Source organism: Haloarchaeobius pelagicus (assembly GCF_051207375.1).
GTDB lineage: Archaea > Halobacteriota > Halobacteria > Halobacteriales > Natrialbaceae > Haloarchaeobius.
In genome coordinates this window covers 1,983,131-1,996,133 of the sequence record NZ_JBPJZD010000001.1, presented here as the reverse complement: position 1 = coordinate 1,996,133, position 13,003 = coordinate 1,983,131, and the positions used below count along the sequence as shown (strand labels likewise).

General features: G+C 68.0%; 14 protein-coding genes. 9 read left to right on the top strand and 5 right to left on the bottom strand.

Annotated elements, in window-relative coordinates:
• Positions 1–208: 208 nt before the first annotated feature.
• The 6 genes from ACSC1S_RS10525 to ACSC1S_RS10500 all read left to right on the top strand — a co-directional run bounded on the left by ACSC1S_RS10525 (position 209) and on the right by ACSC1S_RS10500 (position 5,301).
• Positions 209–1,771, top strand: a complete 1,563-nt coding sequence (locus ACSC1S_RS10525; RefSeq protein ID WP_435364250.1) for a glutamate-cysteine ligase family protein — start codon at positions 209–211, stop codon at positions 1,769–1,771.
• A 29-nt stretch (positions 1,772–1,800) separates the two neighbouring features.
• A complete protein-coding gene (gene cofD / locus ACSC1S_RS10520) occupies positions 1,801–2,793 on the top strand; it encodes a 2-phospho-L-lactate transferase (RefSeq protein ID WP_435364249.1) in 993 nt (330 codons plus the stop codon).
• On the top strand, positions 2,790–3,554 hold the full coding sequence (locus ACSC1S_RS10515; RefSeq protein ID WP_435364248.1) for a tRNA-dihydrouridine synthase: 765 nt from the start codon (positions 2,790–2,792) through the stop codon (positions 3,552–3,554). The genes cofD and ACSC1S_RS10515 overlap by 4 nt, the downstream gene beginning before the upstream one ends.
• Before the next feature lie 86 nt (positions 3,555–3,640).
• Positions 3,641–4,486 (top strand): triphosphoribosyl-dephospho-CoA synthase, encoded by an 846-nt coding sequence (locus tag ACSC1S_RS10510; protein ID WP_435364247.1) that lies wholly within the window; start codon positions 3,641–3,643, stop codon positions 4,484–4,486.
• Positions 4,483–5,085, top strand: a complete 603-nt coding sequence (locus ACSC1S_RS10505) for a DUF447 domain-containing protein (protein ID WP_435364246.1) — start codon at positions 4,483–4,485, stop codon at positions 5,083–5,085. Before ACSC1S_RS10510 ends, ACSC1S_RS10505 begins: the two co-directional genes overlap by 4 nt.
• 24 nt (positions 5,086–5,109) lie before the next feature.
• Complete coding sequence (locus ACSC1S_RS10500) at positions 5,110–5,301, top strand: 30S ribosomal protein S17e (RefSeq protein ID WP_261651799.1); 192 nt, start codon at positions 5,110–5,112, stop codon at positions 5,299–5,301.
• Positions 5,302–5,340: 39 nt separating this feature from the next.
• On the opposite strand, the gene ACSC1S_RS10495 is transcribed toward ACSC1S_RS10500, so the two are convergent.
• A complete protein-coding gene (locus tag ACSC1S_RS10495; protein ID WP_435364245.1) occupies positions 5,341–5,535 on the bottom strand; it encodes a hypothetical protein in 195 nt (64 codons plus the stop codon).
• Positions 5,536–5,613: 78 nt separating this feature from the next.
• On the opposite strand from ACSC1S_RS10495, the gene ACSC1S_RS10490 reads away from it, so the two are divergent.
• Entirely contained in the window at positions 5,614–6,597 is a 984-nt protein-coding gene (locus ACSC1S_RS10490) for an aldo/keto reductase (RefSeq protein ID WP_435364244.1), read from the top strand.
• A gap of 69 nt (positions 6,598–6,666) precedes the next feature.
• Here ACSC1S_RS10490 and ACSC1S_RS10485 read toward each other — a convergent pair whose 3' ends face one another.
• Positions 6,667–7,206 (bottom strand): hypothetical protein, encoded by a 540-nt coding sequence (locus ACSC1S_RS10485; protein WP_435364243.1) that lies wholly within the window; start codon positions 7,204–7,206, stop codon positions 6,667–6,669.
• 181 nt (positions 7,207–7,387) lie between these two features.
• Here ACSC1S_RS10485 and asd point away from each other — a divergent pair, with 181 nt between their 5' ends.
• Entirely contained in the window at positions 7,388–8,428 is a 1,041-nt protein-coding gene (asd, locus tag ACSC1S_RS10480) for an aspartate-semialdehyde dehydrogenase (protein WP_435364242.1), read from the top strand.
• Between the two features lie 27 nt (positions 8,429–8,455).
• Here the strand turns inward: asd and ACSC1S_RS10475 are convergent, their stop codons facing one another.
• Entirely contained in the window at positions 8,456–9,790 is a 1,335-nt protein-coding gene (locus tag ACSC1S_RS10475) for a cytochrome P450 (protein WP_435364241.1), read from the bottom strand.
• Between the two features lie 47 nt (positions 9,791–9,837).
• Positions 9,838–10,806 (bottom strand): D-2-hydroxyacid dehydrogenase, encoded by a 969-nt coding sequence (locus ACSC1S_RS10470; RefSeq protein ID WP_435364240.1) that lies wholly within the window; start codon positions 10,804–10,806, stop codon positions 9,838–9,840.
• A 124-nt stretch (positions 10,807–10,930) separates the two neighbouring features.
• Here ACSC1S_RS10470 and ACSC1S_RS10465 point away from each other — a divergent pair, with 124 nt between their 5' ends.
• Positions 10,931–12,124, top strand: coding sequence for a hypothetical protein (locus ACSC1S_RS10465; protein WP_435364239.1), 1,194 nt, complete (start codon positions 10,931–10,933; stop codon positions 12,122–12,124).
• 15 nt (positions 12,125–12,139) lie between these two features.
• Here the strand turns inward: ACSC1S_RS10465 and ACSC1S_RS10460 are convergent, their stop codons facing one another.
• Positions 12,140–12,928 carry an enoyl-CoA hydratase/isomerase family protein gene (locus ACSC1S_RS10460; RefSeq protein ID WP_435364238.1) on the bottom strand — a complete coding sequence of 263 codons (789 nt, stop codon included), beginning with the start codon at positions 12,926–12,928 and terminating at the stop codon, positions 12,140–12,142.
• Positions 12,929–13,003: the final 75 nt, after the last annotated feature.

The following is a 13,003-nucleotide window of genomic DNA, read 5'->3' as shown; positions in this document are numbered from 1 at the left end:
AGGAACCTGAACCGAGGGTTCATCCCGGAAGCCGCGGCCAGTTCCGGCGTGTCCTGACGACCCATCGCCGGCAGGGCAGCGGTTGTGCGACACCGTCTGCCGGCGATTCGCTGTGGTGTCGCCTGTTCGCCCGACGGTCGTTCACGCAGGACGAACCTAGCTTCGCTACCCGCGGGTTTGAAGACCGCGCGAGCATCATATCTGGCATATGCCGGACGACGACCTCGCCGCACGAGTCGAAGACGTGCTCGCTGTCGACCCCGAGGAGTTCCAGTCACAGGTCGACGCCGACGCCGAGACTATCAAGGAGGAACTGGCGGCAGGGACGTTCGACAACCCCCAGGCCATCCTCGGGTTCGAGTACGAGTTCTATGCGGTCTCCGAGAGCAACGGTGACATCCAGGGCGACGCCGACGAGTGCGCCCTGACCCGGGTCCCGCGCCGACTCCTCGAGTTCATCGGCTTCGAGAAAGAGCTCGGGCTTCACAACGCGGAGATGACGACGAGCCCGCAGCCGTTCAACCGCCACGGCCTCCTCGCCCAGGAACACGAGGTGCTCTCGCGCCTGCAGACCGCGCTCGACTGTACCCGTCCAGAGGGGATACGGCTGGTGAGCGACGGTCTCTGGACCATCCCGCCGGAGGGTGAGACCAGCCGCGAGTACCTCACCGACAGCGTCGAGGACCGCGGTGTTCGCATCGCGACCAACATGAGCGACAGCGCTCGCTATCACGCGATGGCGAACACCGACCGGGGGACCGCAGCAGGGATGCGCCTGGACGCGCCACACATCGACCTCCAGGCCGACACCGTGTTCCCGGAGAGCCTCATCACCTCCATCCAGCCCCACTACCAGGTGCCGCACGCGGCCGACCTGCCGACGTACTTCCAGTACGCCATCCGTGTCGCCGGCCCGCTGCTCGCGCTGGGTGCCAACTCGCCCTTCTTCCCGCCGGACCTCTACGACGACGACGCGAGCGCCGAGGAGATCCTTGCAGATGGCTGGATGGAACACCGTATCAGCGTGTTCGAGACCGTGCTCAACGCCCGTGCCGAAACGGTCGGGAAGGTCCGGTTCCCGCGCGACATCGACTCGGTCGAGCAGGCCGTCGACCGCATCGCCGAGGACGACACGTTCGTCCCGATGCCCGTTTCGGAATCCGACCGCTTCGACGACGCGTTCGCGCACTTCCGGACGAAACACGGCACGTACTGGCGATGGGTTCGCCCGGTGTTCGGTGGGCCGACGCGGTCGGCGGCGAACGCCCGCATCGAGTTCCGGCCCATCCCGGCCCAGCCCACGGTGACCGACTCGGTCGCCTTCCAGGCCGTCTTCGCCGGGTTGATGGACAGCCTGCCGCGTCTCGAACACCCGGTCCACGACCTCGACTGGGAGCTCGCCCACGACAACTTCTACCGGGCGATGCGCGACGGGCTCGACGCCGAGTTCACCTGGATCACCAACGACGGCAAGGAGACCAGCGACACGACCGCCATCTTCGCCGACCTGTTCGACCACGCCGAGGCCGGCCTGAAGAACCGTGGCCTGAGCGACGACGAGGCGGCGCACTACCTCTATCCCCTGCGGATGCGCGTCCGCCAGGAGACGACACCGGCGAGCTGGAAACACGAGCGCGTCGCCAACGCGGTCGAGGATGGGGCCGACTTCGCTGACGCCGTCCACGCCACCCAGCGCGAGTACGTCGCCAACCAGCGGAAGACGTTGCTGGATGGGACGTTCGCCGACTGGCTACGTCAAGGCCGGAACTGATTATAGCCCCCACGCTGAAACGGGGTCACATGGTGACGTTCCTCTCCGGTGGCACCGGAACACCAAAGCTCCTAGACGGTGCCGCTGCCGCCTTCTCGCCGGACGAGACGACCGTTATCGCCAACACCGGGGACGACATCGAACTCGGCGGACTGTTCATCTGCCCCGATATCGACACGCTGGTGTTCCAGGGTGGTGGCATCCTCGACCGCGAGCGGTGGTGGGGGATTCGTGGCGACACGACACGAACCCACGACGCCCTCTACGACATCGCGAACGCGATGGGGCTGCCGGAGGGCCCACAGTTCCTTCCGGCTGACCAGCAGACGGCGGGCCGCGACATCGCCCGCTGGCGACGCTTCTCTGGCGTCGCCGAGTTCATGGAGATCGGCGACCGCGACCGCGCGGTCCACATCACACGGACCAGTCTGCTCGACGCTGGCCACACGCTCTCGGAGGTAACGAAACAGCTCGCGGAAGGGTTCGGCCTGAGCATCGATATCCTGCCCATGACCGACGACCCGGTCGCGAGCCTCATCCACACCGACGAGGGCATGATGCACTTCCAGGAGTTCTGGGTCGCCCACGGGGCGGAACCCGACATCGAGAACGTCGAGTTCCGAGGCTCCTCGAAGGCCGACCCGGCACCCGGTGTCCTCGACGCACTGGACGACACCGTCGTCATCGGGCCCTCGAACCCGGTGACGAGTATCGGCCCGATGCTCTCGATTCCCGAGTTCGGGCAGGCCCTGAGCGAGACGACCGTCGTCGTCGTCTCGCCGTTCCTCGGTGACGAGGTGTTCTCCGGTCCGGCCGCGAAGCTGATGGAGGCCGTCGGCGGGGAACCGAGCACGTCCGGACTCAGTGTCGCGTATCCGTTCGCCGACGCGTTCGTCGTCGACGAGTCCGACGACGTCTCCTTCGACGTGCCGACCGAGTACACGGACATCCGCATCGACGACCGCCAGGACGCGGCCCGCGTCTGCCAGGCGGTCACCCGGGCCATCGACGCGGTCGAATGACCGCGGCCATGACCCCTGTCGAGTTCACCCCGCGCGTCGCACTTGCCAGCCTGAGTGGCGAGGCTGACGCCGAGTGGGCACGCGCCGGCAGCGAGTACGCGGGACTGGCATTCCTGGGCGGTATCGCACTGGACGATGGCTCCCGGGACGCCGCCCGGATGCTCGTCGCGCGCGACCGGAACGAGTTCCTGCCCGAGGACCCGTTCGCGTTCATCGACGCCCAGCTCACGGCGCTCGCGGACGTCCCGATTCGTGCAGCCTTCAACGTCCGGAGTGCGACGGTCGGCCCAGTTCGGAAGGCAGCGGCGGTCTGTGCCGACCACGACGCGATTCTGGAGGTGAACGCGCACTGCCGCCAGGACGAGCTCTGTGCGGTGGGCTGTGGCGAATCCCTGCTCCGGGACACCGACCGGCTCTGTGAGTATGTCAGCACTGCGGCCGAAACCGGCGCGACAGTCAGCGTGAAGGTCCGCGCCGAGGTCCCGGGCGTGGACCTCGCCGAGACCGCGAGTCGACTGGAGTCCGCGGGGGCGACGATGCTCCACGTCGACGCGATGGACGCCGAACCGGTGATTCGCGACGTGGTCGACGCCTGTGACTGCGTCGTCGTCGCGAACAACGGCGTCCGGAACCGCGAGACCGTCCACGAGTACCTCGACTACGGCGCGGACGCGGTCAGCGTCGGCCGGCCGAGCGACGACCCGGTCGTGATGGAGCGGGTGCGGGACGCGACCGAGGCGTGGTTCGCGGCGCGGCCCTGACTTGCACTGCGGACTCGATGGGGGATGCTGGCAGTGCGTTCTCCGGTGGCGCGTGATTCTTCACGGCGGACGGCCAACCGTCAGCCATGCGAACACCAGCACAGAACGCGGAACTCGCTCTCTTGCTGGAGGTGGCGGGGACCCCGAAGCCGGGGAACGTGGACCGGCATCGCGACTTCCCCGACCTCCGGTTCGAGCACTTCCTCGCGGGTGCCGTCGGCGCGAGCGAGGGGCTGGGAGCCGCCGCCGCCGGTACCCCGGTCGGCGAGGCGTTCGAGACGGCGGTCGCGGGGATGGCCGACCAGCGCGGTGGGAACACCCAGTTCGGCGCGCTGTTGCTGCTCGTCCCGCTGGTTCGTGCGGCGGGCGAGGGCGACCTGAGTCCCGAAGGTGTCGCGTCGGTCGTCGAGTCGACCACGGTCGCCGACGCAGCCGGGTTCTACCGGGCGTTCGACCACGTCGACGTGTTCGTCGACGACCCGCCCGCGGACGCCGGCGACCTCGACGCACGCCGGGGGAGCGACGCGATTCCGGCCGTCGAGGAGCGGGGGCTGACGCTTGCCGACCTCATGGCGATGAGCGCCCCCGAGGACGACAACGCGGTCGAATGGACCGACGGGTTCCCGCGGACGTTCGCCGTTGCCGACCAGATTGCGGACGGAGACGGACCAGTGCTGGACCGGATCGCCGACGCGTTCCTCACCCAGCTGGCCGACTACCCCGACTCGCTCGTTGCGAAACAGCACGGGAGAGCGGTCGCGGAGGAGGTCGCCTCGCGGGCCGCCGAACTGCTGGCCGGTGGGGCTGAGACGGGCGCCATCGACGCCTTCGGCGACGACCTGGTCGACCGAGGGTTGAACCCCGGCACGACCGCAGACATCGTCGCCGCGGGGACGTTCGTCGCGCTCGAACGCGACGAGGTGGTCGTGTGACTGGCCCGGCGGGCGGCGTGGACTGGCCGGTCGACCTCCACGGCGTCACCGAATCCGTCGTCGCGACCGAGGGGCCGAACGGCCGCTGGAACCTCGCGGCCCTCGGCCTGCATTCGGGTGACCCCGTGACCGCCAGGACGTGGGGCCGCACCCGGACCCGAATCAACTTCGACCGCCGGGGCGAAGCCGTCGTGCAGTTCACCCGTGACCCGGTCCACTTCACCGAGGCCGCGCTGAACGTCTTCGAGCTCGACGAGCCGGTGCTCGACAGTGCCGACGCCTGGGCCCGGGTCGACGTGGAACTCGTGACTACCGGCGACGACGGGACGACCGACTGGGCCGAGTGGGAACTCCATCCCATCGAGGCCGCGGTCGAGCGCGAGTCCGTCGTTCCCATCAATCGAGCGTTCGGGGCCGTCATCGAGGCGACGGTCGCGGCCTCCCGGCTGGACGTGCCGACATACGACAGCACGACGCTCCGCCAGCGACTCTCGTACTTCGAGGCCGTGGTCGACCGCTGCGGCGGCGAGCGCGAGCGCGAAGCGATGGACCGAATCGCGACACTCACGGACTGGAAGACACAGAACGAATCCTTTTAGGGGCCGACCGAAGAATCAGCGGGTATGGCAATCAAACCCGACTACGTCAAGAAGACGGGTGCAATCCTGCTCGAACGGTACCCGAAGGCGTTCACAACGGACTTCGAGACGAACAAGAAGAGCGTTTCCAAGCTCACGAACATCGAGTCCAAGGGCGTGCGAAACCGGATCGCCGGCTACGTCACGCGCAAGAAGGGCGCGACCGAACAGCAGTAACGCGGCTTCTGCAGCACTGATCGTCTTCTCCCCGGTGACTCACGTCCGAGAGCGGTCGCAGTAGCGGTCCGTCTGTTCGTCTCCGGGCGGATAGCGTCTGGCGAACTCTTTCCGCCCAGTCGAATCCAGGCGGACGACCATCGCTGTCGACCCGGAGAGCCTGCCGGTCTCGTGTCCCCGGCCGCGACACCTCTCGCGGGCGTTCGACTCGTCCGGGGCTGCCTCGGTCCGCATCGATTCGGCACGACGGCCATCGACCGCTCGCCTGCCCCGACCCGAATCCCTTTCCGGGGGACGCTCGTCGCCCCTCGCATGAACGACCGACGACTCGGTTCGACGGGCGCACAGGTGACAGAGGTCGGCCTCGGCTGCTGGCAGATCGGCGGGGCGTGGGGCGACGTGTCCGAGGAAGACGGCAAGGCAGCGGTTCGCGCTGCACTCGACGAGGGAATCACGTTCCTCGACACGGCCGACGTGTACGGCGACGGCCGGAGCGAACGCCTCATCCGTGAGGTGCTCGACGAGCGCGAGGAGGAACCCTTCGTGGCGACGAAGGCGGGCCGCCGACTCGACCCGCACACGGCGGACCGGTACAACCGGGAGAACCTCGAACGGTTCGTCGACCGGAGCCGCGAGAACCTGGGCGTCGACACGCTCGACCTCGTCCAGTTGCACTGCCCGCCGACCGATGCGTACTACCAGCCCGAGACGTTCGCGGCCATGGACGCACTGAAGGACGAGGGCAAGATCGCCCACTATGGCGTCTCGGTCGAGCGCGTCGAGGAGGCGATGAAGGCCATCGAGTACCCCGGCGTGGAGACCGTCCAGATAATCTTCAACCCGTTCCGCCAGCGCCCAGCCGGGCGGTTCTTCGAGGCGGCCCAGGCGGAAGACGTGGGCGTCATCGTCCGGGTCCCGCTCGCCTCCGGACTTCTCACCGGGAAGCTCGACGCGGACGCCGAGTTCCCGGAGAACGACCACCGGAACTTCAACCGCGAGGGCGAGGCGTTCGACATCGGCGAGACGTTCGCGGGCGTCCCACTGGCCGAGGGTGTCGAGGCGGCCGAGCAACTGCGCCCGGCGGTGCCGGCGAACGCGACGATGGCGCAGTTCGTGCTCCGATGGATCCTCTCGTTCGACGCGGTGTCGACCGTGATTCCGGGGTCGACCTCGCCGGCGCACATCGCCGACAACGTCTCTGCGGCCAGCCTGCCGGCCCCGTCGCCCGAGGACCGGCGACTGGTCGAGGACGTGTACGACGAGCGAGTCCGCGAGTTCGTCCACCACCGCTGGTGAGAACGGCGCTACAGGGGGTGTAACTCGTGAGAACGAGGGTCGCAGTTCAGGACCGGAGTCTCCTTTGATTTACTCGACGGAGTGGTCGGTAGCCGACTGTTCGTCGGCGGTGTCGCGGTCGGTTTCTGCTTCTACGTCGGTGTCGGTAGCCGACTGTTCGTCGGCGGTGTCGCGGTCGGTTTCTGCTTCTACGTCGGTGTCGGTAGCCGTCTCTGTTTCGGCGTCGTCCGCCACGTCCGTGGTCTCCTCGCTGGTGGTTGCTGCATCGTCAGGGTCCGACTCGGCACCCTCTTTCAGGGCCTCTGCGGCCTCTCTTCGCTGTTCCAGCACTGCGGACGACACCGCGTTCGAGGCGGCAGCAGCGGCGACCGGGTTCCCCTTGACGCGGGCGGTCCGGACCACGGCATCGGCTACCTCTTTCGACTTCGCGGCCCGGGCAGCCCGGCGAACCTGCGCGAGTGAGACGAGGTGGGTCTTGGGACCGGCGATACCGATGGTCGCGTACGAGGCACCGGAGAGGAGGAGTTCGCGGCGGTGCATCGGGAACGAGCCCTCCTCGTCGGAGCCGTCCTCGGTCGTCCCGTCGGAAGTGAAGGGTATGTCAGCCATGGGGATCCTCGTGACGAGCCGACTGCCCCGCGGCAGCAGGGCTCATCTGTCTACTGAACCTTCCGATGCAACGCCTATACCAGTTGCGGCTGGGTGTCGTGGTCGCGATTCCGGTGACGACCCCAGCAAACGCTGACCCCACCCGAAGGGTTTTGCTGCGGCGGGGTTTTCCCGTCTAACAATGACTGTCCGCGTTGGCGTCCTCGGCGCGACCGGTGCCGTAGGACAGCGACTCATCCAGCTTCTCGAACCGCACGACGACTTCGAAATCGCCGCGCTCACGGCCAGCGAATCCAGCGCCGGAAAGACCTACCGCGAGGCCGCGAAGTGGCGGGTCGACTCCCCGATTCCGGAGAGCGTCGCCGAACAGACCGTCACCGCGACCGACCCCGACGAGGTTCCCGACGACGTCGACCTCCTGTTCTCTTCGCTCCCCTCCTCGGTCGGCGAGGCCGTCGAGCCCGCCTTCTGTGAGGCCGGCTACGTCGTCTCCTCGAACTCCTCGAACGCCCGGATGGCCGAGGACGTCCCCCTCATCATCCCCGAGGTCAATGCGGACCACCTCGACATGCTGGAGGTCCAGCGCGAGGAGCGCGGCTGGGACGGCGCACTCGTGAAGAACCCGAACTGCTCGACCATCACGTTCGTCCCGACGCTCGCCGCGCTCGCGGACGCCGGTCACGACATCGAGACCGTCCACGTCTCGACGCTGCAGGCCGTCTCCGGCGCGGGCTACGACGGCGTCACCTCGATGGAGATCATCGACAACGCCATCCCCTACATCGGCGGCGAGGAGGACAAGCTGGAGACCGAGTCCCGCAAGCTGCTGGGGTCGTTCGACGGCGCGAGCTTCGAACTCGAGGGCTTCGACGTGGCCGCCTCGTGTAACCGCATCCCGACGCTGGACGGCCACCTGGAGAACGTCTTCGTCGGCACCGCCGAGGAACTCACGCCCGAGGACGCCGCCGAGGCCATGGAAGCGTACCCGAGCCTCGACCTGCCCTCCTCGCCCGAGCCCCTCATCCACGTCTTCGAGGAGCCCGAGCGACCGCAGCCGCGTCTCGACCGGACCCTCGGTGGCGGCATGGCGGTCGCCGCAGGCGGGTTCAAGCAGACCGAACTCGGCCTGCAGTACAACTGCCTCTCGCACAACACCATCCGCGGTGCGGCCGGCGCGAGCGTCCTGAACGGCGAACTGCTGCTCTCGGAAGGCTACCTGTAGCCCGGTCCTCGTTTTTCCTTCGACGCGTTATCGTTCGTGGACCCGCATCTCGATGGGCGAGGTCGGTCGCGTCGTGATGCTGGCGCCGAGGTCCAGCGACGGGTCCGAGACGAGTTCGAGGTGGTACGACTGCAGGATACGCGCCAGCACGAGTCGCGCCTCCATCATGGCGAAGCGGTCGCCGATGCACCGGCGGGGCCCGCCTCCGAACGGGAAGTAGGCGTATCGCGGTAACTCGGCCTCGAAGTCGTCGGTCCAGCGGTCGGGCTGGAACGCCATCGGGTCGTCGTAGTGCGCGGGGTCGCGGTGGACGGTCCACTGGGGCATCGAGATGGGCGACCCGGCCGGAACCCTGTAGCCGTCGAACACCACGTCCTCGGTGGGTTCCCGGATGATGGCGTGGACCGGCGGGTAGAGCCGCATCGACTCCTTCACGACGCGTTCGAGGTACGGCAGGTCCCCGAGGTCGGCCACGGTCGGGGTCGCGCCGTCGAGCGTGTCGTCGAGCTCCGTCACGAGCCGTTCCTCGATGCCGGGGTGCTGGGCGAGCACGAACAGGGTGAACGAGAGCGAGAGCGCGGTCGTCTCGTGGCCGGCGAGGAACAGCGTCATCACCTCGTCGCGGAGCTGGTCGTCGCTCATCGTCCGGCCGTCCTCGTCCTCGGCCGCGAGGAGCGCCGAGATGACGTCGTCGCCGGGGTCAGCCCGGCGCTCCTCGATGATGTCGGCGACGACAGCGTCGAGAATCTCCATGGCCTCGTCGAATCGTCGCTTCCCCGGGGTCGGCACCCAGTTCGGCACCATCGACGAGGAGAGCGATTCCGCGTAGCCCATCACCACGTCGAGCGCCTCGGCGACGACCTCGGTGCGGTCGCTCACGTCCACGCCGAACAGCGACCGGGCGACGATCTCGCCGGTCAGCGCCAGCATATCCTCGTGGACGTTCCGGACCTCGCCGGGGGTCCACGTCGCCAGTTCCTCCTCGGTCTCCTCGACCATGATGTCCGCGTAGTGGTTCAGGGCGTCTGGCCGGAAGGCGGGCTGGATGCGGTGGCGCTGTTTGCGCCACTGCTCGCCCTCGCTGGTGAGCAAGCCCTGGCCGACCACCGGCGAGAGCAGGGTCTGGAAGATATCTCCCTTGATGAACTTCTCGTTCTCGTGGACGAGCACCCGCTCGATGTGTTCGGGACCGGTCAGGAGGTAGAACGTCTCGGTGAGGACGTCGAAACTCGCCACCGGGCCGTAGGTCCGGGCGACCTTCGTCCGGAAGGTGAAGGCGTCGCGCTGGAAGTCGAGGGTACTGCCGATGAGGGGGAGACCGCGGGGACCCGGCGGCCGCCAGTCCGTCGTCTGCTGGGGCATGTCCCGTGTGTTGGTCCCCTCGTGTCAAGAATCGTCCGACAGCGTCGCTACCCCTGCACCTGGTTCTCCAGTCCCTCGTACTCGCCGGTCTCGGTGACGTGGCGGACGTTCGAGGCCACGATGTCTGCCAGTCGCTCGTAGTACTTCGGCGTGTGCCCGGCGTTGTGCGGCGTTATCTGGACGTTCCCGAGGTCCCAGAGTTCGTGGTCCGACGGCAGGGGCTCGGGGTCGGTCACGTCAAGGGACGCGCCGCGAATCCAGTTGCTCTGGAGCGCGGTCAGGAGCGCGTCGGTGTCGACGACGGCCCCGCGGGCGACGTTGACGACCACCGCGTTCGGCGGGAGCGTGACGAGTTCGGAGGTGCCGACGAGTCCCTCGGTCAGCTCCGTGAGGGGGCACGCCAGCACGAGGTAGTCCGTCCGGGCCAGCGCGTCGTGGAGCGCGTCCTCATCGAAGCCGATGACCTCGTCGGTCGGGCCGCCCTTCTCGGGCGAGTAGCGCACGCCGACGGTCTCGACCTCGAAGCCTTCGAGGCGCTTCGCGGTGGCTTGCCCGAGCGCACCGAGGCCGACGAGGGTGACCGTCGAGTCCTTCAGCTCGTGGGTCTCGTAGCTTCGCCACTCGTTCCGGCGCTGTCGACGGAAGCCCTCGTGGAACCGCCGGGAGAACGTGAGGATGGCACCGAGAACGTGCTCGCCGATGTTCGGGCCGTGGACGCCAGAGGCGTTGGTCAGGGTAACGCCCATCTCGGCGAGGCGGTCGCGCGGCAGGTGGCCGGTCCCGGCGTAGGCGCAGGCGAACAGTTGCAGGTTCTCGGCGCGGTCGAGCAACTCGTCGGTCAACCACATGCCGGTGACGATCTCGGCGTCCTCGATGTACTCGCGCTCCTGTTTCGGCGTCCGGGCGAGGGTGACCTCGTGGTCCGGCAGTCGGTCGCGGAGTGCCGCGGCGTACTGTTCGATGGGGATGCCGTGGGCTCCTTTTCGAAGCACAAGGACGGCTGGGGCCTCGCTCATGGCTGACCGAACGGGTGCCGGTGGCTAACGGGTTACGGGATGTGGCGGGGTTTGCCGGAACGAATCACGAACGAACCTGTTGGCTGCCAAATCGTTTATAATAGACTACTCCTTTGGCATGGGTATGTTTCGCACCGCCAGACGAGCCATCACGGTCGTGAATCGACGGCCGGCGGTGCTGCTGGGTGGGTTCGGGCTGGCGGTCGCACAGGGGATCGCCGTGTTCGTCGGCTGGACCGTCGCGACCGCGTTCGGACTCTCGCTCACCCCGACACGCATCGCGGCCGACATCGTCGGCAGTATGGGCGCGCTCGCGGCGGGCATCGCGGCGGGCTCGGCGGTCTGGGCGCTGCTCGCTCCGGCACCGCTGGCGGCCATCTACCACCTCGGGCGCGAGACGCTCGTCTACGGCACACGCGCCAATGACCTCGCAGACGAGGCCCGGCACGCGCTCTCTGCAGTACGGGTGTACTACCTCAAACTCCTCGCGGCGTCGGTCTGGCACCTCGTCGGCATCCTCCTCGCAACCGTCCTCTCCTCGCTCGTCGTCTTCGGCCTCCTGTTCATCGTACTCACACCCCTCCAGTTCCTCAGCTATCACACCCCGCTCTCGTTGCCCTGGTTCGACCCGGTCGATTACGGCATGGTCGCGCTGCTCGTCGTCGCGGGCGCACACGTCGCCGGCGGCCTGCCGATTCGCTTCTTCGACACCGTCTCGCTGTTCGCCAACGAGCGTCCGAGCCGGGCCTGGATGACCAGCCTTCGCTTCGCGCTGGTCCGTCCCGAGGGACTCCTCCGGTATGCGGTCGGCGTCTTCCCCCCGACCGTGGCGTTCGCGGTGGTGTTCTGGCTCACGGTCGAGGCGCTCCCGGCGGGTCCGATGGCGATTCCGATGGCGGGATTCGTCTTCGTCGTCGTCGGTGGTATCGTCGCAGCGTACACCCGTGCGTTCCACCTCGCGTTCTTCGAGTACACCGTCTCCCCGACGGTGTGTCGACTCGCGCCTGCCGAGGCCGCGCCGGTTCGGTCGGTGACGGCCGAGGAATTGCCCGTCCTGACGAACAAACCACGGACCCTCGCGAAGGTGCTCGTGTTCGTGTTGCTGGTGACGAGTGCGGGGATGGTCCGGACGGCTGATGTCGGCGTGACCGACGACGCGCGAATCGAGGTGCCCGCGATGGTGACGGTGGACGACGGTACGACGACGTTCGAGTCGTCCGGAGAGGACGTGAACGCGAAGCCCAGCGGTGCGGGTAACGACGGCGGCCACGGCAAGAGGACGGTGATGGAATGGTTCTGGGACGTGGCGATCTATTGACCCGGGCTCCCGAACTCAGTTCCCCTCGAACTCGGCCTCTTCGTCGCCGAAGAAGGCCGCGTACCCGCGCTCGTAGTCGCCCGAGTTCGCGAGCCGCGAGATGGCGTCCTTCTCGGCCGAGAGCTGTGCCGAGAGGTTCCGTTCGCCGGACTTGCTCAGCAGGCGCTTGACCGTCCCGAAGGCCTTCGTCGGGCCAGTCGCGAGGTCGGTGGCGACCTCGTCCACGCGGTCCGGCCAGTCGTCGTCCGCGACGACCTCGGTGGCGAGACCGTCCTGGACGGCCTGCGCCGCCGGAATCGGCTCGTCCAGCAGGGCGATCTCGCGCGCCTTCCGGTAGCCGACCAGTCGAGGAAGGAACCAGGTGGAGCCGCCGTCGCCCGAGAGCCCGATGCGGGGGTAGGTGAACTCGAACCGTGAGTCCTCGTGGGCGAGCACCACGTCGGCCGCGAGCGCGAGGCCGAGGCCGCCACCGGCGGCGACCCCGTTGACCGCCGTGATGGTCGGTTTGGGGGCGGTCGCGAGGGCTTCGACGGCCCCGTGGAGCCGGCCCGCGAGGCGGTCGAGGCGGCGCGAGTCGGAGGAGTCACCTTCGAAGGTGGTGAGGTCCGCACCGGTGCAGAACGCGGGGCCAGCACCGGTGAGGGTGATGCAGCGGACTACGTCGTCGTCGGCGAGGTCGTCCGCGGCGGCGCGGAGGTCTGCGGCGGTGTCGGGGGACAGCGAGTTGTACTTCTCCGGGCGGTCGATGACGATTCGGCCGACCCCGTCGGTCCGCTCGACGGCGACGTGCTCGTAATCACTCATGGTCCGGAGTGTGCAGGGCAGCGACAAAAAGCCGCCGAGGCGGTTCGGGGGCTTTATTTGGGACTGCCGAGAGGG

Bases quoted from the DNA above. Each gene is read 5' to 3' on its own strand.
- asd (WP_435364242.1), top strand. From the start codon at position 7,388: ATGACTGTCCGCGTTGGCGTCCTCGGCGCGACCGGTGCCGTAGGACAG.
- ACSC1S_RS10490 (WP_435364244.1), top strand. From the start codon at position 5,614: ATGAACGACCGACGACTCGGTTCGACGGGCGCACAGGTGACAGAGGTC.
- ACSC1S_RS10465 (WP_435364239.1), top strand. From the start codon at position 10,931: ATGTTTCGCACCGCCAGACGAGCCATCACGGTCGTGAATCGACGGCCG.
- ACSC1S_RS10495 (WP_435364245.1), bottom strand. From the start codon at position 5,535: ATGCGGACCGAGGCAGCCCCGGACGAGTCGAACGCCCGCGAGAGGTGT.
- ACSC1S_RS10525 (WP_435364250.1), top strand. From the start codon at position 209: ATGCCGGACGACGACCTCGCCGCACGAGTCGAAGACGTGCTCGCTGTC.
- cofD (WP_435364249.1), top strand. From the start codon at position 1,801: ATGGTGACGTTCCTCTCCGGTGGCACCGGAACACCAAAGCTCCTAGAC.
- ACSC1S_RS10515 (WP_435364248.1), top strand. From the start codon at position 2,790: ATGACCGCGGCCATGACCCCTGTCGAGTTCACCCCGCGCGTCGCACTT.
- ACSC1S_RS10475 (WP_435364241.1), bottom strand. From the start codon at position 9,790: ATGCCCCAGCAGACGACGGACTGGCGGCCGCCGGGTCCCCGCGGTCTC.
- ACSC1S_RS10470 (WP_435364240.1), bottom strand. From the start codon at position 10,806: ATGAGCGAGGCCCCAGCCGTCCTTGTGCTTCGAAAAGGAGCCCACGGC.
- ACSC1S_RS10500 (WP_261651799.1), top strand. From the start codon at position 5,110: ATGGCAATCAAACCCGACTACGTCAAGAAGACGGGTGCAATCCTGCTC.
- ACSC1S_RS10485 (WP_435364243.1), bottom strand. From the start codon at position 7,206: ATGGCTGACATACCCTTCACTTCCGACGGGACGACCGAGGACGGCTCC.
- ACSC1S_RS10510 (WP_435364247.1), top strand. From the start codon at position 3,641: ATGCGAACACCAGCACAGAACGCGGAACTCGCTCTCTTGCTGGAGGTG.
- ACSC1S_RS10460 (WP_435364238.1), bottom strand. From the start codon at position 12,928: ATGAGTGATTACGAGCACGTCGCCGTCGAGCGGACCGACGGGGTCGGC.